The sequence below is a fragment of the Rhodopseudomonas palustris BisB18 genome, from assembly GCF_000013745.1.
GTDB lineage: Bacteria > Pseudomonadota > Alphaproteobacteria > Rhizobiales > Xanthobacteraceae > Rhodopseudomonas_A > Rhodopseudomonas_A palustris_F.
On the sequence record NC_007925.1, the window covers coordinates 3867689 to 3892249 of the forward strand.

The 24561-nt window shown below is 65.7% G+C and carries 21 protein-coding genes; 6 read left to right on the top strand and 15 right to left on the bottom strand.

What is annotated here, in order from left to right:
* Positions 1 to 7 precede the first annotated feature (7 nt).
* Positions 8 to 1246 carry an acyl-CoA dehydrogenase family protein gene (locus RPC_RS17490; RefSeq protein WP_011473909.1) on the bottom strand — a complete coding sequence of 413 codons (1239 nt, stop codon included), beginning with the start codon at positions 1244 to 1246 and terminating at the stop codon, positions 8 to 10.
* Positions 1247 to 1482: 236 nt separating this feature from the next.
* On the opposite strand from RPC_RS17490, the gene RPC_RS17495 reads away from it, so the two are divergent.
* Positions 1483 to 2139, top strand: a complete 657-nt coding sequence (locus tag RPC_RS17495) for a TetR/AcrR family transcriptional regulator (RefSeq protein WP_011473910.1) — start codon at positions 1483 to 1485, stop codon at positions 2137 to 2139.
* Positions 2140 to 2364: 225 nt separating this feature from the next.
* A complete protein-coding gene (locus tag RPC_RS17500; RefSeq protein WP_011473911.1) occupies positions 2365 to 2913 on the top strand; it encodes a DUF2087 domain-containing protein in 549 nt (182 codons plus the stop codon).
* A gap of 91 nt (positions 2914 to 3004) precedes the next feature.
* Here RPC_RS17500 and RPC_RS17505 read toward each other — a convergent pair whose 3' ends face one another.
* The gene (locus RPC_RS17505) at positions 3005 to 4294 is read right to left on the bottom strand and encodes a serine hydrolase domain-containing protein (RefSeq protein WP_157043237.1); all 1290 of its coding nucleotides are present in this window, start codon (positions 4292 to 4294) and stop codon (positions 3005 to 3007) included.
* Between the two features lie 198 nt (positions 4295 to 4492).
* On the opposite strand from RPC_RS17505, the gene RPC_RS17510 reads away from it, so the two are divergent.
* Positions 4493 to 4795 carry a hypothetical protein gene (locus RPC_RS17510; protein ID WP_011473913.1) on the top strand — a complete coding sequence of 101 codons (303 nt, stop codon included), beginning with the start codon at positions 4493 to 4495 and terminating at the stop codon, positions 4793 to 4795.
* A gap of 15 nt (positions 4796 to 4810) precedes the next feature.
* Here RPC_RS17510 and RPC_RS17515 read toward each other — a convergent pair whose 3' ends face one another.
* The 9 genes from RPC_RS17515 to RPC_RS17555 form a co-directional block, all read right to left on the bottom strand.
* Positions 4811 to 6469 (bottom strand): dipeptide ABC transporter ATP-binding protein, encoded by a 1659-nt coding sequence (locus RPC_RS17515; RefSeq protein WP_011473914.1) that lies wholly within the window; start codon positions 6467 to 6469, stop codon positions 4811 to 4813.
* A complete protein-coding gene (locus tag RPC_RS17520; protein ID WP_011473915.1) occupies positions 6466 to 7305 on the bottom strand; it encodes an ABC transporter permease in 840 nt (279 codons plus the stop codon). Before RPC_RS17520 ends, RPC_RS17515 begins: the two co-directional genes overlap by 4 nt.
* Positions 7306 to 7318: 13 nt before the next feature.
* Positions 7319 to 8341, bottom strand: coding sequence for an ABC transporter permease (locus tag RPC_RS17525; RefSeq protein ID WP_011473916.1), 1023 nt, complete (start codon positions 8339 to 8341; stop codon positions 7319 to 7321).
* On the bottom strand, positions 8338 to 9927 hold the full coding sequence (locus RPC_RS17530) for an ABC transporter substrate-binding protein (protein WP_011473917.1): 1590 nt from the start codon (positions 9925 to 9927) through the stop codon (positions 8338 to 8340). The genes RPC_RS17525 and RPC_RS17530 overlap by 4 nt, the downstream gene beginning before the upstream one ends.
* A 45-nt stretch (positions 9928 to 9972) precedes the next feature.
* Positions 9973 to 11520, bottom strand: coding sequence for an acetolactate synthase large subunit (locus tag RPC_RS17535; protein ID WP_041803015.1), 1548 nt, complete (start codon positions 11518 to 11520; stop codon positions 9973 to 9975).
* 41 nt (positions 11521 to 11561) lie between these two features.
* On the bottom strand, positions 11562 to 12860 hold the full coding sequence (locus RPC_RS17540; protein WP_011473919.1) for an ArgE/DapE family deacylase: 1299 nt from the start codon (positions 12858 to 12860) through the stop codon (positions 11562 to 11564).
* 51 nt (positions 12861 to 12911) lie between these two features.
* A complete protein-coding gene (locus RPC_RS17545) occupies positions 12912 to 14363 on the bottom strand; it encodes an NAD-dependent succinate-semialdehyde dehydrogenase (protein WP_011473920.1) in 1452 nt (483 codons plus the stop codon).
* Positions 14364 to 14434: 71 nt separating this feature from the next.
* The gene (gene gabT / locus RPC_RS17550) at positions 14435 to 15709 is read right to left on the bottom strand and encodes a 4-aminobutyrate--2-oxoglutarate transaminase (RefSeq protein WP_011473921.1); all 1275 of its coding nucleotides are present in this window, start codon (positions 15707 to 15709) and stop codon (positions 14435 to 14437) included.
* Between the two features lie 312 nt (positions 15710 to 16021).
* Complete coding sequence (locus RPC_RS17555; RefSeq protein ID WP_011473922.1) at positions 16022 to 16912, bottom strand: LysR substrate-binding domain-containing protein; 891 nt, start codon at positions 16910 to 16912, stop codon at positions 16022 to 16024.
* Between the two features lie 371 nt (positions 16913 to 17283).
* Here RPC_RS17555 and RPC_RS17560 point away from each other — a divergent pair, with 371 nt between their 5' ends.
* Entirely contained in the window at positions 17284 to 18531 is a 1248-nt protein-coding gene (locus RPC_RS17560) for a DUF763 domain-containing protein (RefSeq protein ID WP_011473923.1), read from the top strand.
* Entirely contained in the window at positions 18528 to 19229 is a 702-nt protein-coding gene (locus tag RPC_RS17565; protein ID WP_011473924.1) for an alpha/beta hydrolase family protein, read from the top strand. The genes RPC_RS17560 and RPC_RS17565 overlap by 4 nt, the downstream gene beginning before the upstream one ends.
* A gap of 242 nt (positions 19230 to 19471) precedes the next feature.
* Here RPC_RS17565 and RPC_RS17570 read toward each other — a convergent pair whose 3' ends face one another.
* The 4 genes from RPC_RS17570 to RPC_RS17585 all read right to left on the bottom strand — a co-directional run bounded on the left by RPC_RS17570 (position 19472) and on the right by RPC_RS17585 (position 23500).
* Complete coding sequence (locus tag RPC_RS17570) at positions 19472 to 21016, bottom strand: MFS transporter (RefSeq protein WP_011473925.1); 1545 nt, start codon at positions 21014 to 21016, stop codon at positions 19472 to 19474.
* A complete protein-coding gene (locus tag RPC_RS17575) occupies positions 21016 to 21711 on the bottom strand; it encodes an O-methyltransferase (protein ID WP_011473926.1) in 696 nt (231 codons plus the stop codon). The genes RPC_RS17570 and RPC_RS17575 overlap by 1 nt, the downstream gene beginning before the upstream one ends.
* Before the next feature lie 118 nt (positions 21712 to 21829).
* Complete coding sequence (locus RPC_RS17580) at positions 21830 to 22507, bottom strand: YczE/YyaS/YitT family protein (RefSeq protein WP_011473927.1); 678 nt, start codon at positions 22505 to 22507, stop codon at positions 21830 to 21832.
* 87 nt (positions 22508 to 22594) lie between these two features.
* Positions 22595 to 23500 (bottom strand): LysR family transcriptional regulator, encoded by a 906-nt coding sequence (locus tag RPC_RS17585; protein WP_011473928.1) that lies wholly within the window; start codon positions 23498 to 23500, stop codon positions 22595 to 22597.
* Positions 23501 to 24006: 506 nt separating this feature from the next.
* Here RPC_RS17585 and RPC_RS25580 point away from each other — a divergent pair.
* Positions 24007 to 24240, top strand: coding sequence for an FCD domain-containing protein (locus RPC_RS25580; protein ID WP_415914845.1), 234 nt, complete (start codon positions 24007 to 24009; stop codon positions 24238 to 24240).
* Positions 24241 to 24561 lie beyond the last annotated feature (321 nt).

A 24561-nucleotide genomic window follows, 5' to 3' on the forward strand; every position in this document is an offset into this window, starting at 1 on the left:
TCCCCGCTTAGTGCTTGGCCGCGGCGTTGGCGTATTTGCGCAATTCCAGCCGGGCGATGGCGCGGTTGTGCACCTCGTCGGGGCCGTCGGCGAGACGCATGGTGCGCATATGGGCGTAGTCCTTGGCGAGCCCGGCATCGTCGGAAACGCCGGCACCGCCGAACGCCTGGATCGCGTTGTCGATGATGCGCAGCGCCATGTTCGGCGCCGCCACCTTGATCATCGCGATTTCGAGCTGCGCGGTCTTGTTGCCGACCTTGTCCATCATGTCGGCGGCCTTCAGGCACAATAGCCGGTTCATCTCGATGTCGGTGCGGGCCTCGGCGATGCGCTGCTCCCACACCGAGAATTCGATGATCTTCTTGCCGAACGCGGTGCGCGACGACAGCCGCTTCACCATCTTCTCCAGCGCCTCCTCGGCCTTGCCGATGGTGCGCATGCAATGATGGATGCGGCCGGGGCCGAGCCGGCCCTGCGCGATCTCGAAGCCCCTGCCCTCGCCGAGCAGGATGTTGCCGGCCGGAACGCGGACGTTGTCCAGCAGCACCTGGCCGTGGCCGTGCGGTGCGTCGTCGAAGCCGAACACCGGCAGCATCTTTTCCACGGTGATGCCCTTGGCGTCACGCGGCACCAGAATCTGCGATTGCTGTTGATGCCGCGCCGCCGACGGATCAGTCTTGCCCATCACGATCAGCACTTGGCAGCGCGGATCGCCGACCCCGGACGACCACCATTTGCGGCCGTTGATCACGTAGTCGTCGCCGTCGCGCACGATCGATGTCTCGATGTTGGTGGCGTCCGACGAGGCCACCGCCGGCTCGGTCATCAGGAAGGCGGAGCGAATCTCGCCGTCCATCAATGGCCGCAGCCATTTGCGCTTGTGCTCCTTGGTGCCGTAGCGCATCAGCACTTCCATGTTGCCGGTGTCCGGCGCCGAGCAGTTGAACACTTCGGAGGCAAAGCCGATGCGGCCCATCTGTTCGGCAAGCAACGCGTATTCCAGATTGCTGAGGCCTGCGCCGCGAAATTCGTCGTCTTCGTGCGACGACGGCGGCATGAACAAATTCCACAGCCCCTCGGCCTTGGCCTTCTTCTTCAGATCCTCGAGGATCGGGATCACCTTCCAGCGCTCGCCGGCTTCGTCCTGTTCCCGATAGATCGGAACCGCCGGCCGCACATGCGCGTCCATGAAAGCGTTGACGCGATCGAGCCATTCGCGCTGGCGGTCGGACATGGTGAAATCCATCGAGCGTTCCTCAGGTTTTTTGCGGAAATTGTTTGGCGGCACTGTCTCCCCGTCGCGCCTCCCCCGCAAGGCCCTTTTGCGCCATGCGCCTGGGCCAATGCGGAGACCGCCGGACGGAATTCTTGCGCGGGACCGATCGACGCGCGGCGACGCGCATTGACAAGTCCCGCTGATCGAACGATGGTTTCATACAAGCGTTTGAATTGCAAGATCCCCGCCCTCCCACCTTGGACTCCATGTCGAGCGACACCCGCAGCGCGATCCTCACGGCGGCCGAGCGGCTCTATGCCGCGCGCGGCTTCGCCGACGTCACGCTGCGCGACATCGTGGCGGAAGCCAACGTCAACCTCGCCGCGGTGAACTACCATTTCGGCTCCAAGGACGAATTGATCACCGAATTGTTCGTCAGCCGCTCGCTCGCCACCAACCGCGAACGGCTCAACGAGTTGAAGGCGGCGGAATTAGCCGGCGGCGGAAGCGCGCCGATCGAAGAGGTGCTGCGCGCGCTGGTCGGGCCGACGCTGCGCGGCTGCCTCGGAGCCGACCAGCAGCGCTCCGACGCCGCGCGCTTCATGATCCGCGCCTCGGTCGAGGCGATCGCGCCGATCCGCAAGATCCGCAACCGCGAGATCGATCATTTGCGCAAATTCGCCGCGGCGATGCGCCGCGCGCTGCCCGGCGTTGGCGAGGTGGAGATATTCTGGGGCCTGCATTTCGCGCTGGCGATGGCGCACCAGACCATCCGCGACGGCGAGCGCCTGCAAAAACTCTCCGACGGCCGCTGCGATCTCGACGACATCGACGGCGTGATCGACCGCGTGGTCGACGTCGCGGCGGCGGCGCTCTGCACCGCGGCGAAGACGGACAAGCCGGCGGCGCGGCGCGGCAGGTAGTCCGCGCTCCCGCGTCGTTCGCGGCGAACAAATCCCGCTTGCAATTTTGCGCGTCCGGGAGTAGCTGCAATCCCGGTCGGCAGTTCACCAAGGCGTCGCCGCCCCGCAAGGGGAGCTAAACCTGCCAGTTAGAATACTTCGACGGACACCTTATCCCGTGCCTCAGTCGTAAGCCGGCGACCACCGACGTTTCCGATCTGGAAAGGCACATCGTGAGGATAAGCGATGTCGAGATCCGTATTTCCGTTCGCCGTGGGCGATATTTCGGTGCTGGCGCGCTCGCTGCACGCGCAGCTCGCGCAGGCTGACGACAAGCCCGGCCATGTCACATGGCTGAACATGCTGGCGCGCGCCGCCGGCTTTCGCAACTATCAGCATTTCCGCGCCTCGCAAGAGGCCGAGGAGCGGCTGCAAGCGCCGCCGCCGCCCACGCCTGCCGCAATCGATCACGCCAAGCTGGAAAGGCTCGCGCGCTATTTCGATGCGCAGGGGCTGCTCACGCGCTGGCCGTCCAAGGCCAGCCACCGGGTGCCGTGTCTGTGGATGGTGTGGTCGCGGCTGACGCCGCGGCAGTCCTTCAGCGAAAAGGCGATCAACGCCCAGATCGAGGCACTGCATCAGTTCGGCGACTACGCGCTGCTGCGGCGCGAGCTGGTCGACGGCGGCTGGCTGACCCGGAAGCCGGACGGCAGCGACTATCGCCGCGTCGAGCGGCAGCCGCCGCCGGAAGCGCTGGCGCTGATCCGGCATCTCGGCGCGCGGCTGGCTGCCTGATCCGGCCGCCGTCTCTCCCCTTTTCAGAATTGGACATCATGCAGGCGCGGGTCGGCGTCTTCCTCGCAGCCCACGCTGCCTGCGGCCAGCGTTACGGCTGCGCCAGCACCGCGTCATACAGCAGCTTCTTGAACGCCACGGTGTTCTTGCCGCGTTCGGCCTGGGTCTGCTGCATCAAGACGAACACCATGTCGAGCTTGGGGTCGACGCCGAACAAGGTGCCGCTGCCGCTGTCCCATTTCAATTCGCCGAGCGAGCCCGGCGGCGGCGGCCGCGCGGTGCCGGGCTCGACCCGGACCGCGAGGCCGTAGCCGAAGCCGAAGCCATCGCCGGGGAAATAGAAGAAGTCGCGCGCCACGCCGGAGCCAGGCCCGATCTGGTCGCTGGTCATCGCCTTGAAGGCGGCCTCGCTGATCAGACGGCGGCCGTCCCACACGCCGCCATCGAGCAGCATCTGCGCGAAGCGGGCGTAGTCCGGCGCGGTGGAAACCAGCCCGCCGCCGCCGGACTGCCATTCCGGATGGGCGCGGCGCATCGCTTCGGAGCGTTGCAGGATGCCGTCGCCCGGCAACGGCTCCGCCATCCGCGCGCGGTCGGCCGGATCGCTCATCCCGAAGCTGGTGCTGGTCATGCCGAGCGGCGCGAAAATCCGCTGCTGCAAGAACTCGCCGAGCGGCTGCCCGGAGACGATCTCGATGACGCGGCCGAGCACGTCGGTGGAATGGCCGTAGCGCCACAGCGTGCCGGGCTGCCGCGCCAATGGCAGCCGGGCGATGCGCTCGGCGAAGGTGGCGTTGTCGAACGCGCCATCGAACAGATGGCCGTCCGCATAGGCCTGTTTGATCAAGTCGCCGCCGATATAGCCGTAGGTGATGCCCGAGGTGTGGCGCAACAGATCGGCGATCGTCACGGGACGCTTTGGCGGCACCCGCTGCAGCACCGGATGGCCCGCCGCATCGACGGTCTCGACGCCGACCTCGACCGCGGCGAACGCCGGGATGAATTTCGCCACTGGATCGGCGAGCGCGAGGCGGCCGGCGTCGATCAGCAGCATCGCGGCGAAGCTGGTGATCGGCTTGGTCATCGAATGCAGCGCGAACAGCGTGTCGGGCGTCATCGCCACGCCGCTGCCGACCTCGCGGACGCCGAAGCAGCGCAGATAGACCGGCACCCCGTGGCGCTGGATCAGTACCACCGCGCCGGGCAACCGGCCGGCCGCGACCTCGCCGTCGAAATATTGCGTGATGCCGGAAAAGCGCGGCTCCGGTCCCGCGCGGGCGCGCTCGTGGCCGAGGCCGAGCAACAGCAAAATGGCGGCGAGGACGGCCAGGCCGACGGTCGGTCCCCCTTCAGTATGCAAGCGGCGGCGACGGCGTGACATCTGCACCCGATTGGCGTTTCCACCACCCACCATGCGGAAACCGGCGAAAAACCAAAATCACATTGTTGGCAATCCGCCCCAACTGGCCACCTGTCGGGACGCCTGCCTTAGGCTGAAGCCTTATTGCGCCGCGCGGCCGACAGCGCGTAATTGCGCGGTCCCCGTCGCCCGGTCTTGGGCGTGGTTCGGAGTGCGGGCATGCAATATTTTCACGTTTTCGCCACATGGGCGCTGCGGCTGGCGATCGTCGCCGGCGTGATCGGCTTCGGCTCGCTCTACCTGATGCGCAACACATCGGTGTTTGGCCCAGCGGCACCGAGCAGCGAGGCCGCCACCGAACCGGCGGCGACCAGCCTCGCGCCGGCCGCCGCCGATGCCGACGATCGCTTCCCGCCGTGCCAACCGATCGGCCGCACCGCGCGCGGCGAACTGGTGTTCTCGATGGATTGCCAACGTGGCGCCGCGGCGGCCGCCGCCGCGAGCAACGGCGACGGCAAATAGCAGCGCAAGCCGCGATCAGGCGATCATAGCGCCTGGCAGCTCCACCGCCTGCGGACCGGCGAACAGGCTGCGCCCCGGAATCGCGTCGAGCAGCGCGCGGGTATAGGCGTGCTGCGGCGCGCTGAACACCGAGCGGGTTTCGCCCTGCTCGACGATCTCGCCGCGCCGCATCACCACGATGCGGTCGGCGATTTCGGCGGCCACCCGCAGATCATGGGTGATGAACAGCATCGCCAAATTCATCTCCTCGCGCAGTTCGGCGAGCAGCGCCAGGATCTGCGCCTGCACCGAGACGTCGAGCGCGGAGACCGCTTCGTCCGCCACCAGCACCAGGGGCTTCAGCGCCAGTGCCCGGGCGATGCAGATGCGTTGCCGCTGGCCGCCGGAAAATTCGTGCGGATAGCGTTCAATGGCGCTGTCCTTGAGGCCGACGCGGGCCAACAGCCGCTTGGCGTCGGCGATCGCCTCGACCGCCGGCACGCCGTAAGCCATCGGCCCGCGGGCGATGGCGTCGCCGACCTTCTGCCGCGGGTCGAGCGCCGCATAAGGGTCCTGGAACACGATCTGCACCTTGCGGCGCATCGAGCGCAGCTGCACGCCGCGCAGCTGAAGGAAATCCGTGCCGTCGAAATCGATCGCGCCGCTGTCGGGCTCGATCAGCCGCATGATGATGCGGCCGAGCGTCGATTTGCCGGAACCGGATTCGCCGACCACCGCCACGGTCTCACGCGGCCGCAACGTCAGCGCTACGTCATGCACCGCCGCGACCCGGCGATCCGGGCGAAACAGCCCCTGTCCGGTGACGAAGCTCTTGTTCAGACCCTGCGCGTCGAGCAACGGGTCGCCGCCGATGCCGCGATCGAGGGTCGAGGCCGGCCGCGAGCCCGGCACCGCGGCGATCAGCGCCTTGGTGTAGTCATCCTTCGGCGCGCGCAACACCTCGTCGACACTGCCCTGCTCGACCACGCGGCCGCCGCGCATCACCACGACGCGGTCGGCGATGTCGGCGACGACGCCGAAATCATGGGTGATGAACAACACGCCCATGCCGCGCTCGGCCTGCAATTTGCGGATCAGCAGCAGGATCTGCTTCTGGGTGGTGACGTCGAGCGCGGTGGTCGGCTCGTCGGCGAGCAGCAGCGCCGGGTTGTTCGACATCGCCATCGCGATCATGATGCGCTGGCGCTGGCCGCCCGACAATTGAAACGGATAGCTGCGCACCAGCGTCGCCGGGTCCGGTAAGCCGACCGCGGCGACCAGTTCCAGCACCCTTGCGTCAAGCGCGGCTTTGCTCGGCCGCGGCTTGGTGTGGGTGAGGATGGCTTCGGCGATCTGATCGCCGACCCGCGCCAGCGGATTGAGTGCGGAGAGCGGCTCCTGGAAGATCATCGAGATCGGGCCGCCGCGCAAGCCCCGCATGGTGGCCTCGTCGGCGGCGGCGAGGTCGGCACCATGGAAGCGGATGGCGCCGGAGGCGACGTCGAGGTTGGCGGGCAACAGCCGCAGCACGGCGTGCGCGGTGATCGACTTGCCGGAGCCGGATTCGCCGACCAGGCAGACGATCTCGTTGCGGCGCACGCTCAGCGACACCTCCTCCACCGCGAAGCCGCGGTCGCCACCCTGCGGCAGCGCCACCGACAGATTCTCGATCGACAGCAGGACATCGTCGGTCATACGGTTCGGCCCCTTCGGGAGATGCGCGGGTTCAGCGTGTCGTTCAGTCCCTCGCCGACCAGATTGATGGCCAGCACGGTGAGCAGGATGGCGATGCCGGGAAACACGCTCATCCACCAGGCCTGGCGCATCACGGTGCGCGAGGCGCCGATCATGAAGCCCCAGGACATCAGGTTGGGATCGCCGAGCCCGAGGAAGCTCAGCGCGCTCTCGATCAGGATCGCGGTGGCGATGGTCAGCGAACCGGTGACGATGATCGGCGAGATCGCGTTGGGCAGGATGTGGCGCAGCACCACCACCATCGGCGGCTGGCCCTGGCACACCGCGGCCTGGACGAATTCCCGGCCGCGCAGCCGCAGAAACTCCGCGCGGGTCAGGCGCGCCAATGGCGGCCAGCTCACCGCGCCGATTGCGATGATGACGTTGCTCAGCGTCGGCCCCAGCGTCGCCACCAGCAGGATCGCCAGGATGAAGCCGGGGATGGTCTGGAACAGTTCGGTGACGCGCATCATCAGGTCGTCGACCTTGCCGCCGAAATAGCCGGCGATGGCGCCGACCACGACGCCGATGCACACCGCGGCCAGCGTCGAGGCGACGCCGATGGAGAGCGACACCCGCGCGCCGTGGGCGATGCCGGCGGCGATGTCGCGGCCGAGCATGTCGGATCCGAGCCACAGCCCCTCGCTGAACGGCGGCTGGAACGGCGCGCCGATCATTTCCCAGGGATCCTCGGGAAACAGCGCCGGCGCCGCCGCCGCGAGCGCGATCACCGCGAGCAGGATGACGAAGCCGATCAGGCCGGTCGGGTGGCGCAGGAAAGCTTTGAGCGTATCCATGATCAAACTCCGCTCATGAGGCCGCACGCAGCGAGACGCGCGGATCGACCAGCCGATAGATCGCGTCGGTCACCAGGTTGAGCAGGATGACGATCACCGACATCATCAGGAAGATGCCGAGCATCACCGGATAGTCGCGCTGCAGCACCGCGTCGTAGGTCAACCGGCCGAGCCCCGGCCAGGCGAACACCGTCTCGATCACCACCGCGCCGCCGACCAGCGCGCCGGCCTGCATCCCGGCCACCGTGACCACCGGCAGGATGGCGTTGCGCAGGATGTGATGGGCGACGATGCGGCCCTGCTTCAAGCCCTTGGCGCGCGCGGTCTTGATGAAGTCCTGATGCGCGAGTTCGATCACCGAGGAGCGCATCAGCCGGGCGTAGATCGCCATATGCACCGCCGCGAGCGATACCGCCGGCAACACCAGATGCGAGGCGACGTCGCGCATCCGCTCGAACGCCGTCATCTCGACGCCGATGGTGACGTAGCCGAACGCCGGCAGCCAATCGAGCTTGACCGAGAACAGCAGCACCAGCATCAGCCCGAGCCAGAACACCGGCATGGCGTAGAGCAGCAGCGACACGATGGTCAGCGCGGTGTCGCTCCATTTGCCGGCGCGCATTCCGGCCAACGTGCCGAGCAGCACGCCGGCGGCCAGCGCCAGAAAGAACGCCGTGCAGGTCAACAGCAAGGTCGCCGGCAGCCGCTCGCCGAGCAGCGACAGCACGCTGCGCTGCTGGCGATAGGAATAGCCGAGATCGAGCGTCACGATGCGTTTCAGATAGGTGGCGAGTTGCACCGGATACGGCTTGTCGAGGCCGTATTCGGCGCGCAGCTGCGCCAGCAATTTGGCGTCCGCCGAGCCGCTCTGGCCGGCGATCACCTGCGCCGGATCGCCGGGCGCGGCGTGCACCAGAACAAAGTTGAACGTCGCGATCACCAGCACCACCGCGACGAACCGCGCGAACCAGCCCGCGATCGCCAGGGCCACGGCGACGCCGCGGCCCACCTTCGTATCCAGCGCCATCACGCTCATGCGAACGAGACCGTGCCGAAGGTGTCGTGCACGCCGATCGCGGTGGTGATGACGTTCTTCAGCCGCTTATCCATGAAATTCGGATAATCCATCTCCAGCAGCCAGGCCACCGGGACGTCCTCGACGATCAGCTTCTGCGCGTCGCTGTAGCATTGCTGGCGCTTGGCATCGTCGCCCGCTACCGCGGCTTCCTCGAACAGCCGGTCGACCTCCGGATTGGAATAGCCGGCGGTGTTGGAGAACAGAATGCCCTTGTGGATGTTGGAGGAGACGTAGGTCCGCGCCACGCCGAGCGCCGGATCGCCGAACTGATAGACCACGGTCGCGGTCATCGAGAAATCCCAGTTGCTGTACTTGTCGGCCCAGCCGGCGAGATCGATGCCCTGCAGCTGCAGGTCGATGCCGACGCGCGCCAGCGACTGGCGAATGAACTCCGCGGTGCGCTGATGCGATTCGCCGTAAGGCGGCACCAGATAGGGAATGCTGACGCGCTTGCCGTCGGCACCGGGCTTCAGGCCCATCTCGTCGAGCAGCGCCTTAGCCTTGTCGAGCGAGTAGTCGTAGGGCTTGACGTCCTTCTCGTAGAATTTGGTCTTCGACGACACCGGCCCGGTGGCGACCTTGCCGAGGCCGAAATACACCCGATTGAGCAGCGCCTTGCGATCGATCGCGAACAGCACCGCCTGGCGGAAGCGCTTGTCGTTCATCGGCGCGATGCGGTTGTTGAATTCCAGCCACTGATGCGGCGCGAAGAATTCATAGCCTTTGGTGGTCATCGCGAGATTGGGCAGCTTCGACAGCCGCTGCACCTCGAACGACTCCACGTCCGACCACTGCGTCAGCTGCACGGTGCCCTGCTCCAGCGCCACCGAGCGCGACGCCGAATCCGGGATCACCCGATAGATGATCTCGTCGAGATAGGGTTCGCCGGGACGATAGTAGCCCTCGTGCCTGACCAGATGCACGTGCGAGCCGCGCACCCATTCCTTCAGCTTGAACGGACCGCAGCCGATTGCTCGCGCATTGGCCGGGTTCTTGCGGAAGTCGGTGCCTTCATAGATGTGCTTCGGCACGATCGGCGCGGTGGTGCAATCGAACGCGGTGAGGAACGGCGAGAACGGCGCTTTCAGCTTGAACACCACGGTGACCGGGTCCGGCGCCTCCGCCTTGTCGATCCGCGAGAAGGTGCTGCGGGCGCGGGAGTGGTTCTCGATCAGAATCTTCATCACCGAGAACACCACGTCCTCGGAGGTCAGCGGCGTGCCGTCGTGGAAGGTGATGTTCGGATACAGCTTGAAGGTGTAGGTCAGCCGGTCCGGCGAGATCTCCCAGGACTGCGCCAGGCCGGGCATCGGCTTCAGATCGAAATCGTAGCGCAGCAGGCTCTCATAGATCTTGCCGCCGAGCGTCAGCGTCGGCTGCTGCTGATTGAGCGCGGTGACCAGGATCGGCGGCTCCGGCTGGATGATGGTGTTGAGCGTGCCGCCGCGGCTCTGTCCCGCCGCACGGGTCACGCCGATCGGAAAACCGCCGATGCTGACCATGCCCGCGGCCAGACCCAATTTGGCAAATTCACGTCTGTTCATGGCGTCCTCGCTTTGAGAGAAATGGATGTCGGGATGTCGGGTTGATCAAACGATGGCCTCGATCAGGCAGGGGCCGCGGCGGCTCAGCGCGGCATCGAGCGCTTTGGAAAATGCGGTGACGGTGGCGGCGCGGCTGGCCTCGACGCCCATGCCCTCGGCGAGCTTGGCCCAATCGAGGTCCGGCTGATCCAGCCGCAGCATCCGCTCGGCGTTGCGGCCCGGCACCTGCGCGCCGACCTTGTGCATCTCGCCCCACAACGTCGCGTAGGAGCGGTTGGAGAACACGATGGTCAGCACGTCGAGATTTTCGCGGGCGTGGGTCCACAGCCCCTGCACGGTGTACATGCCGCTGCCGTCGGCCTGCAGGTTGATCACCTTGCGGTTCGGGCAGGCCACCGCGGCGCCCGCCGCCATCGGAATGCCGATGCCGATCGCCCCGCCGGTGATCTGCAGATAATCGTGCGGCTCGGACTCGTAGGAGCAATCGTAGAAGCCCGACGAGGTCAGCGCCTCGTCGCAGACGATCGCCTGTTCGGGCAGCCGGTCGGCGACCAGCCGGTTCACCGCGGCAATGGTCAGCGCGTCGCCCGGCCCGACCGGCGCAGCAGCCGTCGGCGCGGGCAAGGCCAGCGGCGATGCCGGCGCTTTGACCTCGTCGGCCAGCCATTGCAGCGCCTGCACCAGATCCTGATCGGCACGCGCCAGCTGCACGATCTCACACGACGGCTGCGCCAGCCGGCCCGGCTGGTTCGGATAGGCAAAGAACGACACCGGCTCCTGGCTGCCGATCAGCACCAGCATCTCGACATCGCGCAGCATCCGGCCGCCGACCTCGTGGGTGAGCTGCAACTTCGCGATCGGCGTCCGGCCGCGGCCGCGCTCGATCCGGCCGTTGGCGCCCTGCGCGAAGATTTCCGCGCCGGTGGCGCTGCTGATGCGGGCGGCGAGCTGCAAGGGCGCGTCGCGCAGCGCCGCGCCGGTGAGCAGCAGCGCCACCTTGCGCTTGCCGCGCAGCGCCGCGCCGATCCGGGTGATGCTGTCCGGGTTGAGCGGCTCGCGCTGCGGCCGCTGGCCGCGCGCCAACGCCGCGGTGTAGCGATGCTCGTTCCACGCCATGTCGGCGGGCAGGATCAGCGTGGAAATGCCAGGCGTCAGGCTCTGCGACCAGGCCTCGGCGACGTCGCTGTCGATCTGCACCGGGTCGGCGATGCGGCGCACCCAGCGCGACATCGGCCGCGCCAAGGAGTCGATGTCGCTGGTGAGCGGCGAATCCAGCGGCAGATGCTCGACCGCGTGATCGCCGACGATGTTGATCATCGGCGAATTGGCGCGCCGCGCGTTGTGGATATTGGCCAAGCCGTTGGCGAGGCCGGGGCCGAGATGCAGCAGCGTCACCGCCGGGCGGTCGCGCATCCGCGCATAGCCGTCGGCGGCGCCGGTCACGACGCCCTCGAAGAGGCCGAGGATGCACTTCATGCGCGGCTGGCGATCCAGCGCCGCAACGAAATGCATTTCCGAGGTGCCTGGATTGGCGAAGCAGACGTCGACCTCGTGGGCGAGCAGCGCGTCGCACAACCGGTCGGCACCGGTCATGGTCTGCGCGCTCGACGTCGCGGGGGACACGGGCCTATCCATCACAGCTTGCTCACTCCGCACCATTTGGCGACGAACAGCGCGATGCTGAGCGTGGTCTTGCGCAGGCTTTCCAGATCGACCTTTTCGTCGAAGGCGTGCGGGCCTGTGCCATAGGGGCCGTAGCACAACGCAGGAATGCCGTAGTCAACGCAGTAGTAACGGGTGTCGTTGACCGCGGTGGAGAGCCGCACGTCGAGCGGCGCCTGGAACGCCGCCTGATGCGCGTCGGTGAGCACCGCCTCGGCGACACCGCCCGGCTCGCACACCGCGGGATCGGCCTGGAAGCCGCTCCAGATCAGCTCGGCGGGATTTTCCGACAGGAAACTGTCGGCGGCCTGCGCCGCGGCAAGGCACTGTTCGATGCCGCGCATCGCCTGCTGCGGCGTCTCGTCGGTGAGCAGACCGAGCCGGCAATCCAATTCGCACCACGCCGCGGTGGAGCTCGCCCAGTCGCCACCCTTGATGATGCCGACGTTGAACTTGATCGGGTTCTTGACCTGGCTGAACCAGGGATCGCGAACCGCCTTGGCGTTGAGCGTCTTGGTGTAGTCCTGGAACGCGCGGATCAGATGCATCGCCGACAGAATGGCGCTGGTGCCGGTCTCCGAATAAGCCACATGCACCGGGGTGCCGCGCACCCGCAGCCGGAACCAGATGGTGCCGACCTGCGCGCGGGTCAGGGTGTGGCCGGTCGGCTCCGGGATCAGGCAGGCGTCGGCGCGATAGCCGCGGATCAAGGTGGCGAGCGCGCCGTTGCCGGTGCTCTCCTCTTCGGTCACCGTCTGCAGATGCACCCTGGCATCCGGCGCGTAGCCGGCGCTGCGGATCGCATCGAGCGCGAAGATCATCGCCGAGACGCCGGCCTTCATGTCGAGCGCGCCGCGGCCGAACATCCAGCCGTCGCGCACCGCGCCGCTATAGGGCTGATCGCTCCACAGATCGGCGGGGCCTTCCGGCACCACGTCGATGTGGCCCTGCAGGATCAGGCTGCGGCCTTTGCCCTCGCTGTCATAGGTCGCGACCACCTGCTTGGAGCCGGCGGCATCGATGCCGTCGAGCGGCGCCGCCTTGGGATGGCTTTGCAGGTCGACATCGGCGAGGCTGAAGGTGTCGACCTTGTAGCCGCGGTCGGCGAATTGCTGCGCCAGCCAGTCTTGCTGCGGCGTCTCCTCGCCGCGCAGGCTGCGAAACTGCACCATGCGCGACAGAAACCCGACCTGATTCTCGAAATTCGCGTTCACTGCGGCGCGCAGCGCCTCGGTGATCTGATCGGGTTTCATCGGTGTTTCTGCAGCCACGTGTCCGCCTCCTTGGGATTAGAAAATCATCGCGTGCCGTAATCGATCAGCTCAGCGGTCAAGCCCGCCGAGCATGATGTATTTGATGTCGACATATTCCTCGATGCCGTGATGCGAGCCTTCGCGGCCCAGCCCCGACTCCTTGACGCCGCCGAACGGCACCACGTCGGCGCCGAGCAGCGCCGAGTTGACGCCGACCATGCCGGCCTCCAGCGCCTCGGCGACCCGGAATACGCGGCCGAGATCGCGGGCGTAGAAATAGGCCGCCAGCCCGAACGGCGAGGCGTTGGCCTTGGCGATCACGTCGGCCTCATCGCTGAAGCGATACACCGGCGCCACCGGGCCGAAGGTTTCCTCGTGGGTGATCACCATGTCGGTGGTGACGCCCGATAGAACCGTCGGCTCGAAGAAGGTGCGGCCGAGTGCGTGCCGCTTGCCGCCGAACAGCACCTTGGCGCCGTTGGCGGTGGCATTGGCGATGTGCCGCTCGACCTTGTCGACCGCCTGCTTGTTGATCAGCGGACCCTGGGTGACGCCGGCCTCGAGGCCGTTGCCAACCTTCAGCGCCGCGACCTTTTCGGTCAATTTCTGCACGAAGGCGTCGTAGATGCTGTCCTGCGCGTAGATTCGATTGGCGCAAACGCAGGTCTGTCCCATGTTGCGAAACTTCGACACCAGCACGCCTTCGACCGCGGCGTCGAGATCGGCATCGTCGAACACGATGAACGGCGCGTTGCCGCCGAGTTCGAGCCCGACTCGCTTCACGGTGGACGCGGCCTGCCGCATCAAAATCTTGCCGACCGCGGTCGAGCCGGTGAAGCTGATCGCGCGCACCAAAGGATGCTCGGTCAACACACGGCCGATCGCCGGCGCGTCGCCGGTGATGATGTTGATCACGCCCGGCGGAATTCCGGCGCGCTGCGCCAGCACGCCGAGCGCCAGCGCGGTGAACGGCGTCTCCGGCGCCGGCTTGACCACCACGGTGCAGCCGGCGGCGAGCGCCGGCGCGACCTTGCGGGTGATCATCGCGGCGGGAAAATTCCACGGCGTGATCGCGGCGACCACGCCGACCGGCTGCCGGATCACCAGCGTGCGGGAATCGGCGCGGTGCGACGGGATGGTTTCACCGTAGATGCGCCGCGCCTCCTCGGCGTAGAACTCCACGAACGACGCGGCGTAATCGATTTCGCCCAGCGCTTCGGCCAATGGCTTGCCCTGCTCCGCGGTCAACAGCCGCGCCAGCTCGTCGCGGTGCGCGATGATCAGGTCGAACCAGACGCGCAGCAGTGCGGCGCGTTGCTTGGCCAGCAGCTTCGACCATTGCCGGAACGCCACGCCCGCGGCATGCACCGCATCCTCGGCTTCGTCGGCGCCGAACCGCGGCACCGCGCCGATGCGTTCGCCGGTGGCCGGGTTGAACACGGCGTCGACCGGCTCACCGCTCCACTCGCCGCCGATCAGGCAGCGCTCGGCCAACAGGCCCGGATCACTCGGCTTCAGCATCTCGATCATTCCCGATGGTGCGGCGCGGTTCGGCGCGCCGGTTGCTCAGTGTCAGTTACTCAGTGCCGCCGTTAAGCGGCGAGACAGCGTTCCAGAATCGCCAGCCCCTCGTCGATGATGGCGTCCGATGCGGTCAGCGGCACCAGGATGCGAATGGTGTTGGCGGTGGTGCCGCAGGACAGCAGGATCAAGCCGTTCTCATAGGCGAGCTTGGTGACGCGCTTGGTCGCCGCGGCATCCGGCTCGTTGCTGTCGCGGTGTTTGAGAATGTCGAACGCCACCATGGCGCCCGGCCCGCGCGCCGCCGAGGTCGGCAGCAGGGTGTTGGACAGCGCGAAGCGGTCGATGCCGGCGCGCAGCCGCTCGCCGATCTGATTGGCGCGCGCCACCAGATTTTCCTTTTCAAACACATCGAGCACCGCGAGCGCCGCGGCGCAGGCCAACGGATGGCCCGCATAGGTCCCGCCGAGCCCGCCCGGTTCGGCGGCGTCCATGATCGCCGCGCGGCCGATCACCGCGGACAACGGCATGCCGCCGGCGAGGCTCTTCGCCACGCAGACGATGTCGGCCTGCACGTCGAAATGCTCCATCGCGAACATCTTGCCGGTGCGGCCGTATCCGGTCTGCACCTCGTCGGCGATCAGCACGATGCCGTTCTCGTCGCAGATCCGGCGCAGCCCGCGCATCAGTTCGTCGGGCGCCTGATGAAAGCCGCCCTCGCCCTGCACCGGTTCGATGATGATCGCCGCGACTTGCGAGGCGTCGATGTCGGCCTTGAAGATGAAGGCGATGGCGCGCAGCGCGTCGTCGACGCTGACGTCGCCGCCCGCCGCCGGAAACGGCACGTGCCAGACGCCGGGCAACGGCGGTCCCAACAGCTTCTTGTAGGGAATGACCTTGCCGGTCATCGCCGAGGCAAAGGCGGTGCGGCCGTGGAAGCTGCCGGTGAACGCGATTACGCCGCTACGACCGGTGGCGGCGCGTGCTATCTTGACGGCGTTCTCGGTAGCTTCGGCGCCGGTGCTCAGCAAAATGGATTTCAACGGCCCGTTGATCGGCGCCAAGGCGTTCAGCCGCTCGGCGAGCTCGACGTAGGATTCATATGGCAGCACCTGGAAGCAGGTGTGCGTGAAACGATCGAGTTGGTCGCGGATCGCCTGCACGATGTGCGGATGGCAGTGGCCGGTATTGAGCACCGCGATGCCGCCGGCGAAGTCGACGTAGCGCTTGCCTTCGACGTCCCACACTTCGCTATTCAGCGCCCGCTCCGCAAAAATCGGGGTGGCGTGGCTGACGCCCCGCACCACCGCCGCTTGTCTGCGCGTCAACAAATCCGCATTGGTCATCAGCTCTCTCCTGCACTGATCGCCAGCGTAGATCGCCGATCGCCGCACTCAATCAGCTTGTCAGTTCGCTCTGGTGACTTGCATGCACCAGTCGAGAGAGGTTGCTTCAATGCGGGCAAATGCTGATATTCTATTGAGCGAACCGCCTAAAGCGCAGCCAACGGCGCCCGCAAATCGATCACCCCGCGATTCACGCATGGCACGCAAGACGCGCGTCCGGTCGGTCGTGGGCGCGGTTCAAAGGCGGCTCGCGGCATGTCGCCGGCCGGGCGCGGCAGTCGGTGAGTCGCCGGGGCTGGCGCGTGCGGCGGTCTAACGCCCCACCAGCACCCGCTTCAGCCACTCGCGCAGCGCAACGATGGCGGGATCGCTCCAGCGTTCCTTGAGTGCCACCAGCTGATAGGTCTCCATATAGACCGATGAACTAATCACTTCGACCAGCGCACCGGAGCGCAGATCGTCTTCGACCAGCACGTCGTTGCCGAGCGCGACGCCCTGGCCGAGCCGCGCCGCTTCGATGGCGAGATGGGCGTGCCACAGCCGCTGGCCGCTTAGCGGCGGCAGATCAGCGAGCCCGGCGAGTTCAAACCAGCGCCCCCATTGCGCGGTGGATTCTTCGTGGATCAGCGCGATCTCCGAGAGATCTTCGAGGCTCGAGATCGCCGGATAACGCGCGAGGTAAGCCGGGCTTGCAACCGGAAACACCCGCGGCCGCACCAGCGCCTCCGCCATCACCGCGCCCGGCGACGCCACCACGTCGGCATAGACGATCTCGGCATCGGCTTCGCCGCGGGCGAGATCCGGATGCGATAGCGTCGGCTGCATGTTGACCTCCCAGTTGCGCGGAGGTCCGGTCAATTCCGGCAGGCGGGATAGCAGCAGGCGATTGGCGATTCCCGGGATGCACCAGATGTTCAGCGTCGGCCGCGGCGTCGGCCGCGCCGACATCGTGGCGCGGGCGATGATATCGAACGCCTGGGAGATCTGGCTGTGAAACGCCAACCCGGCCGAGGTCAGCATCACCCCGCGGCCCTCGCCGCGCACCAGCACCACGCCGAGGCTCTTTTGCAAATTCTGCAGATGCCGCGACACCACGGTGTGGCTGACCGCGAGTTCGTCGCCGGCGGCACGCACGCTGCCGGTGCGGCCGACGGCTTCAAACGCGCGCAACGCAATCAAGGATGGCAGGCGAGGTCTGGTCATGGCCGCATCATCGGAAGATTCGACATCGGTATTGCGCCACGCTCGCCCATATTCCCGTTTTGTCCTCCACGGCATCGCCGGCCGAACTCGACCGACGACGATCAGCGGTCTTGTCGCACGGCTGCCCGCAACCCACAAACGCTTCGCGCGCATGTGGCCGTGCAGCGCTGAACCAATCGCGCGGCATTTTCAACAAATCAAACCGGTGATGGCGCGGCCGGGCACGACCGGCAGCCAGGCCTCGTGCCCCACCGGCCAAGGGCCGTCATGCCGGCGTCCCCGATGCGGCGCCCGGCGACCCGCGCCCACTTGGTCACCGCACCGCTCCGATGCTAGGGTGACGTCATGATGTCCCGGCAGCATCCGATCGCATGACCCGACGCGGCGGCAGCGCCGACCTTCCGCTGCATGGCGGCCGGGTGCCGCAATGGCTGGCCGACCGCATGTCAACGCTGGGCGCCGTGGTCTGTCAGGCCATCGTCCACCACTACGGCCGCGAAGAACTGCTGGCGCGGCTGGCGCATCCGTTCTGGTTCCAGTCGTTCGGCGCGGTAATGGGCATGGACTGGCATTCCTCCGGCATCACCACCAGCGTGATCGGCGCGCTGAAGCGCGGGCTGGCGCCGCTCGGCGACGAACTCGGCATTTATGTGTGCGGCGGCCGCGGCCGGCATTCGCGCCGCACTCCGGACGAACTGATGGCGCTCGGTGACCGCGTCGGCTTCGACGGCGCCGCCCTGACCCGGGCGAGCCGGCTGGTCGCCAAGGTCGACAGCGCCGCGGTGCAGGACGGCTTCGACCTTTATCTGCACGGCTTCTTCGCCGCCGCCGACGGCCAATGGACCGTGGTGCAGCAGGGCATGAACGCGGACAAGCGGCAGGCCCGCCGCTACCATTGGCATTCGGAAAACCTGTCAAGCTTCGTCGAGGCGCCGCACAGCGCGATCGACGGGCCGCAGCAGGGCGAGATCGTCAACCTCACCGACAAGCTCGCCGCCTCGTCGCGCGGCGCACAGCTTGAACTGCTCACCGAGCTCGGACCCGACAGCATCGTCCGCGAATACACCGCGCTGACCACGCTGCCGCCGGCGCAGCCGATGTTGCCGCATCTGGTGATGCCGGCGCATCACGAGGTGCGTGGCAGCGACGTGTTCACGCGACGGCTGCACGGCACGCTGGCCGCCGCCGCCGAGCGCGGCCCGGTCGACTTTCCCGAACTGCTGCTGACGCCCGGGGTCGGCGCGCGCACCGTGCAGTCGTTGGCGATGGTCGCCGAGGTGGTGCACGGCGCGCCCTACCGCTTCGCCGATCCGGCGCGGTTCTCGCTGGCGCATGGCGGCAAGGACCGTCACCCCTACCCGGTCCCGATCAAGGTCTATGACGAGACCATCCGGGTGCTGAAGTCTGCGGTGCAAAAGGCCAAGCTCGGCCGCGACGAGGAGATGCAGACGCTGCGGCGGCTCGACGACCACGCGCGGCGACTGGAGCGGACTGCCCGCGGGCCGGACTTCGAGGATTTCGTCGCCGCCGAACGCAAGGCCTCGCCGGCGCTCGGCGGCCGCTCGGTGTTCGGCTTGGAGGAGGATCTGGCGCCGGAGCGGAGCTTGCCCACGAAATGACTGCGCCACGCGCCACAGCCGTGACAATCGGCGGCGAGACGCCGCTGTCGGCGCTGCTACTGAAGCCGGCCAAGGCGCGCGCCTGTTACGTCTTCGCGCACGGCGCCGGTGCCGGCATGTCGCACATTTTCATGGAACAGGTCGCGACCGGGCTGTACGCGCGCGGCATCGCCACGCTGCGCTATCAGTTTCCGTTCATGGAGAAGGGCAGCAAGCGCCCGGATTCGCCGGCGGTCGCGCAGACCGCGGTGCGCGCCGCGGTCGCCGAGGCCGCGCGGCGCTGCCGCGGCTGTCCGCTGATCGCCGGCGGCAAATCGTTCGGCGGACGCATGACCTCGCAGGCGCAGGCCTTGCTGCCGCTCGAGGCCGTGCAAGGCCTCGCCTTTCTGGGCTTTCCGCTGCACCCGTCCGGCAAGCCTTCGGTGACGCGGGCCGAGCACCTGGCCGAAATCGAGATCCCGATGCTGTTCATCCAGGGCACCCGCGACAAGCTCGCCGAACCGGGCCTGCTCGGTCCCGTCGTCCAAGGCCTCGCCTCGATCGCGACGCTGCACTGGATCGAGCAGGCCGATCACGGCTTCCACGTCCCGGCCCGCTTCGGACGCAGCGACGGCGAGGTCATGACGGAGCTTCTCGACGGCTTCGCGAACTGGCTGGAGAGTCGTGCGAAGTCGAGAGCGGTGTTGGTGCGCGCGTAGTTCGGCCAAGCATCGCTGCCACAGCCGGTCGATCCGAGGCCGCGCGGGACACAGCCAAGCTATTCGGACCGAACGGGTTTTGCCCCTCGCGGTCCATCACGACGACTTCTAGTTATGGCGCCGACGGCCTGACTGCTAATCCGGCAACCTCATCCGCGTCATCGCGAACAGGCGCCCTTTGGAGATCACATCGCTTGATTACATCACTGCGCCCCGCGCGTGTATTTAACGGCGGAGGCGGACTACCCGCCGCGCGGCTCCTTCGGGCTGACTGGATACCACAATGCGACTACCAAAGTCGCGACACCCAACAGCAGCATTACGACCAGTAGAGATTGTGCCGTCGCCCCCGCAAATGCCTCGCGCACAACGTGGACTTGATTGCTCAGAGCAGGAACAGCATCGACATAGGCCAAGGCAGCGCCAACGGTTTGCTTCGCGCGGCTGGGCGCGTCAGCGAGGGAATCGGGCAAATATGACGGGAGTGCGGTTCCCAATAAGCTGCCGAAGAGAGCGACGCCTAACGCGCCACCAATTTCCCGCGCAAAGCTGTTGATGCCGGAACCGACGCCTGCTTGATGCGGCGGCAGCGAGCCGATGATTGCCGTCGAAAGAACGGGATTTGACAAGCCGATACCGACGCCAACAACGCAGATACTGAGCGCGAACAGCCAGTATGAGGAGTCCGGCCCGCAGAGCCGCAGAAGACCTAGGCCCAGAATCAACAGCGCAAGCCCGACCGTCACCACCGTTCGCGCACCAAGATGCCGGGCGAGCTTGACACTTCGCGGAGAAACCCAGAACAACACAGCAACGAGCGGGAGTATCGCAAGGCCGGCGAGGAGCGGCGGATAGCCCTTTACGCTCATCAGATATTGACCGTTCAGGTAGAACATCGAATACATGCCGATGAACGATGCCGTGACGCCCAGCATCCCCGCGCGGAGGCCGGGCGTTTTGAAGATTCGTGGATCTACGACCGGATGCTTCCGCTTCGCTGAGCTCCAGAGAAACAGAGCCAAGATCAAAACCGCCGCGCCGAAACTGCCGATAACCTCCGCCGACGCCCAGCCCTGGTCCTGCCCTTCGATGAGGCCGGTCAACAGGGCGAAGATGCCGAGCATCAGGATGCCGGCGCCCAAAAAATCGATCGGGTGCTGGTGGCCTGCCTGACGCGGCGCGAGCCACGCCGTCAGGAGAAAACCTATCATTGCGAACGGCACTGAGACCGCAAAGATGGCCTGCCATTCGGCAAACTGCATGACGAGGCCGCCGAGGGCATTCCCAAGTGCGCCGCCTAGACCGGTCATCGCCGTCCACATCGCAATGGCGTGAGATTTCTGGTCGGCCGGATAGATATGCAAAAGGAGAGCGAGGCTGTTCGGCAGAATCAGTGCCGCCCCTGCGCCGGCGATCACCCGACCGACCAGCAGCATCGGCACGGTGGCCGCGGTTGCGGAGAGCAGTGAGCCGACACCTAGACATGCAAGGCCGGCCAGCATGGCCAGCTTGCGGCCGTATCGATCGCCGATGGCTCCAGCCGGAATCAGCAGGCACCCGAAAACAACCAGATAGGTATCGACGATCCACAGCACTTCCGTTGCGGACGGATGAAGCGCACTTGTGGAGATGCGCCCGATTGCAAGGTTCAGGCTTGCCCCAAGGCTGAACACGAGCGCGGCGCACGACACCATCACCGTGAGAATCGCGGAGCGGCGCACGGGCGTTTGCGGAGGAGAGGATGGCACGTCAATCGTCGGAATATTCGACCTGAGAGCGTCCGACATCACGGACGCCCCACAAAAGACGACTGAACAAAACCCTGATAGTCACTGAACGTGACGGAGCTGTAGCCGTTGCCGGGGTCGCCGACATAGGCGAGATAGGCCTTGGTCCCCTCTCTCGTCTTCGACCAATCCAAGCCGACATCGTCGGCCTGAATGAAAGCGCCGGGGCGGAAATTGCGCTCAACGGCTTGGAGCACGTCGAGATAGTGATCGACCCAGCCATCGAGATACAGCAGATCGACGTTCGAGACGGCGGCGAGCGACTCGCTCGCGTCGCCCTCCAACACTTCCGCCCAGTCGCCAAGGCCCGCTTCGGCCAGATGATCCCGGGCCGCCTTCGCCTTCGGCGCGTGCATTTCGGATCCGTAGATCCGCCCCTCGCCGTTGTCCCGAAGGGCCGCGGCGATATGGAGGGTCGAGAAGCCATGAGCCGTACCGAACTCCACCACGACCTTTGGCCGGATCGCCCGCACCAATGCGTAGAGGCTGCGGCCCGTTTCCGGCGGGCACGAGAACGAGCCGGGCACAAAGATCTCGACAATCTCACGATGCGTATATGGCGTCTCGCGTTGGGCCATGTCGGCCATTAGCTTAGCAACAGTAGGAGGATTCAGTTCAGCCTGCATGGCCCACACCCGGTCGATGACGGTGCGGACTTTCGGGTCGAGCAAGGAATTGCGAGCAGTAGATGTCATGTTGTTTTCCTTATAAGTCATGGGTCAACGGACGTCGGTCGCTTGTTCCGACATTCGGCGTGCAGCTGTGTTCTAAGAACGTGCGTCCAGCGCACTGATTGATCGGCCGCGTGAGCCGTCAGATCGGCAGGGTCTCCGCCATTGCTTCGCGTGGCGGCAGACCGAAATTCCTGAGACGCAGGATTCGGGCGTTGGCCCACATCATCGGTTGGATGAAGGCATTCACGCCGATCAGAAAAGACAGGGTCCCGACCCCGACCGGGCCGCCCATCAGCCAGCCGGAAATCAGCAAGACCGCCTCCAGTGCGCCCTTGGTCGACCAGAATGGCAGGCGCCAATGCTTGGTCATCTCGATCGCGAGCAGGTCCATCCCACGGATGCCAAAGCCACTCATGATGATGAGCGATGAGCCATAGGCGCAGAGCAGCGTGCCGAACAGCATCACGGACATGGAACTCATGCCGAGAAGGTCCGCCGGCTGAAACAATCTCAAAAGGTCGATCAAGCTGCCGCAGAAGAAGAACGTGAAGATCGGTGAAAGCAGCGGTCGCCGGCGCGTCCACAGTGCCACGATGCCTAAGCAGATCACCGCGATGAGCGTCTGAGCGATACCGATCGTAATCGGCAGGTATCGCTGGAGCCCAAGCGAGAACACGTCGAGCGGATCAGTACCAAGATTCGAATAGATGAACATGAACGCGCCGGCGGCAAAGACCACACACCCGACGAGATAGATGAAGAGTTGACTAAAGCTGGGAAGTCGGGTCCCCCGATCGGGCATGGTTAGAAAGTACATGATGGTCTCCTTTCAGCGGGGACCATCTTCCTCTAAACACATGCATTCCAGTGCATATCGGCTAGGTTATGAGTGCACGGAATGCACCTATAGAGCTCCCTCTCTTACGCACGTCCTCAGCCATCGATGCGCCGCATCCTTCTCAAAACGCGGGTGCCACGCAATCGAGATCGGAGGAAGTTCGTCGGTCACCACCGGCAGTTCGAAGCCATGGAAATCCCGACGATACCAGGCGGCTATGCGGCCGGGCAGAAGCACGATGTGGTCCGACCTGGAAACGATGGAAAGTCCGTCCGCGACGTTCGCCACCGCCACAGACACCGTTCGACGCATCCCCTGCAGGGCCAACGCCGTGTCGACCGGCCCTTCGAACCGGCCGCGGCGAGAAACGGATACGTGCGGATACGCGACAAAGTTCTCGATTGTGACGGTCTCCTGCGCCAACGGATGATCGGCACGCACCACGCCGATATAACGATCGCGGAACAGCGTCTGCAATCGAATCTCGGGACCCATCCCATCAATCACACCGATATCGAGGTCAACGCGGCCATCGCGCAATGAATCGACGTCTTCGTTGCCTTCGCCGACAAAGCGCAATCTCGCGTTGGGTGCCTGTTGCACCACCAATTCGACGATCGCCGCGCCGAACGTCCCGACGAACCCGTCGCTGCTCCGGATTGTAAACGTCCGCTCGATCGTCGCAGGATCGAGATCCGCATTGCCGCGTACCAAGCCTTCGGCGTCCTGAACGAGTTGCCGCACCTGGGCACGGACGGCCTCGGCACGCGGCGTCGCCACCAATCCACGGCCTGCGCGGACCAGAACAGGATCGTTCATCAGGTGACGGATACGTGCCAACTGCCGGCTCATGGCCGGCGGGCTCAGGTTCATCCGATTGGCTGCGCCGGCGACGCTGCCCTCCGAAAGAAGAGCGTCAAGGGTCACCAGCAAATTGAGATCAAGCGGCTGCCTTGAGGGCGAGCGGGTCATGAGCAGACACAGTTCTTTCAGGCGGCGGACGACTCTTTCCGGGCACAGACAGCCAGGACACGACTGCAGCGTCGGCGCTTACACGTCGGACATCGGCCCGATCAGTTGCTTCGCCTCCGACTGCTATCGTACGCCTGATGCTTGGCGAAGGCCGCAAAGTTGCGCGTTGACTAACGTGAACGCTTACGATCGCTCCAAAGCGAAGTGTAACGACCCGCTCCGGATGCGCTTCGGCAAAGGCCGTGCCTCAGTGCGGCGCGCCCTGGCACGCATTGGCCTAATACGACGAATCATTCGTATTTGCAAGCATGATGCTGGGATCCGCAATGACCGCTCGCCGCACAACCCGCGCTTCTTTGAAAAAGCCGCCACAGCAGACCCGCTGCGCCTATCCTAAAACCCTCAAGCGCCGTCGAGCGAAGGCCCACGCGAGAGGCGTGCCTTAACTGCCAATCGGCATCGGCTCGCCCCGGATCGACAGCCAATCTCTCCAGCTTGACTACCTTATCTCTTCGCTGCGATCGAGTTTCGAAAGATATCTGCGTTACACCTGGACCGCGACATCGCATCGCGCCAAATCCCAGGAAGAGCATCGGCAAATCCTCGAACTGTGCCGGACCCGCAAAACAAAGCCGGCACACCGCCTCCTGAAAGATCACATTTTGGCGACGGGCGACCTCCTTATCGAGAAACTACGCCGACAGGACGCCTCGCTTTCAACGACGTCTTCGCCTCCTTGACACCAGCTTTCGTCCCGAGATGTCCTATAATGACGTCACCGGTTCGACGGATGTGACCTTCACGAAGGCCTCGCATCTCAGCTTTCCTGTCCGGCCTGGCACATCCGAACGATCTTTCTGTGCTCAGCCTGCGATTTCGGCAAATAGTTCAGTTCGTTCCATACTATCCCATCCCCGAAGATGTCTTTCACATACGCAAAGGTCACCGTACCGACGAGTAAGGATATTCTGCTCGTTCTGCAGGAAGCTCAGCAAGCTTTCAACATGGCGCGGGCCACGAGCAAGGTGAGAAATCCTTGTCCCAATTCGGGCGAAACAATC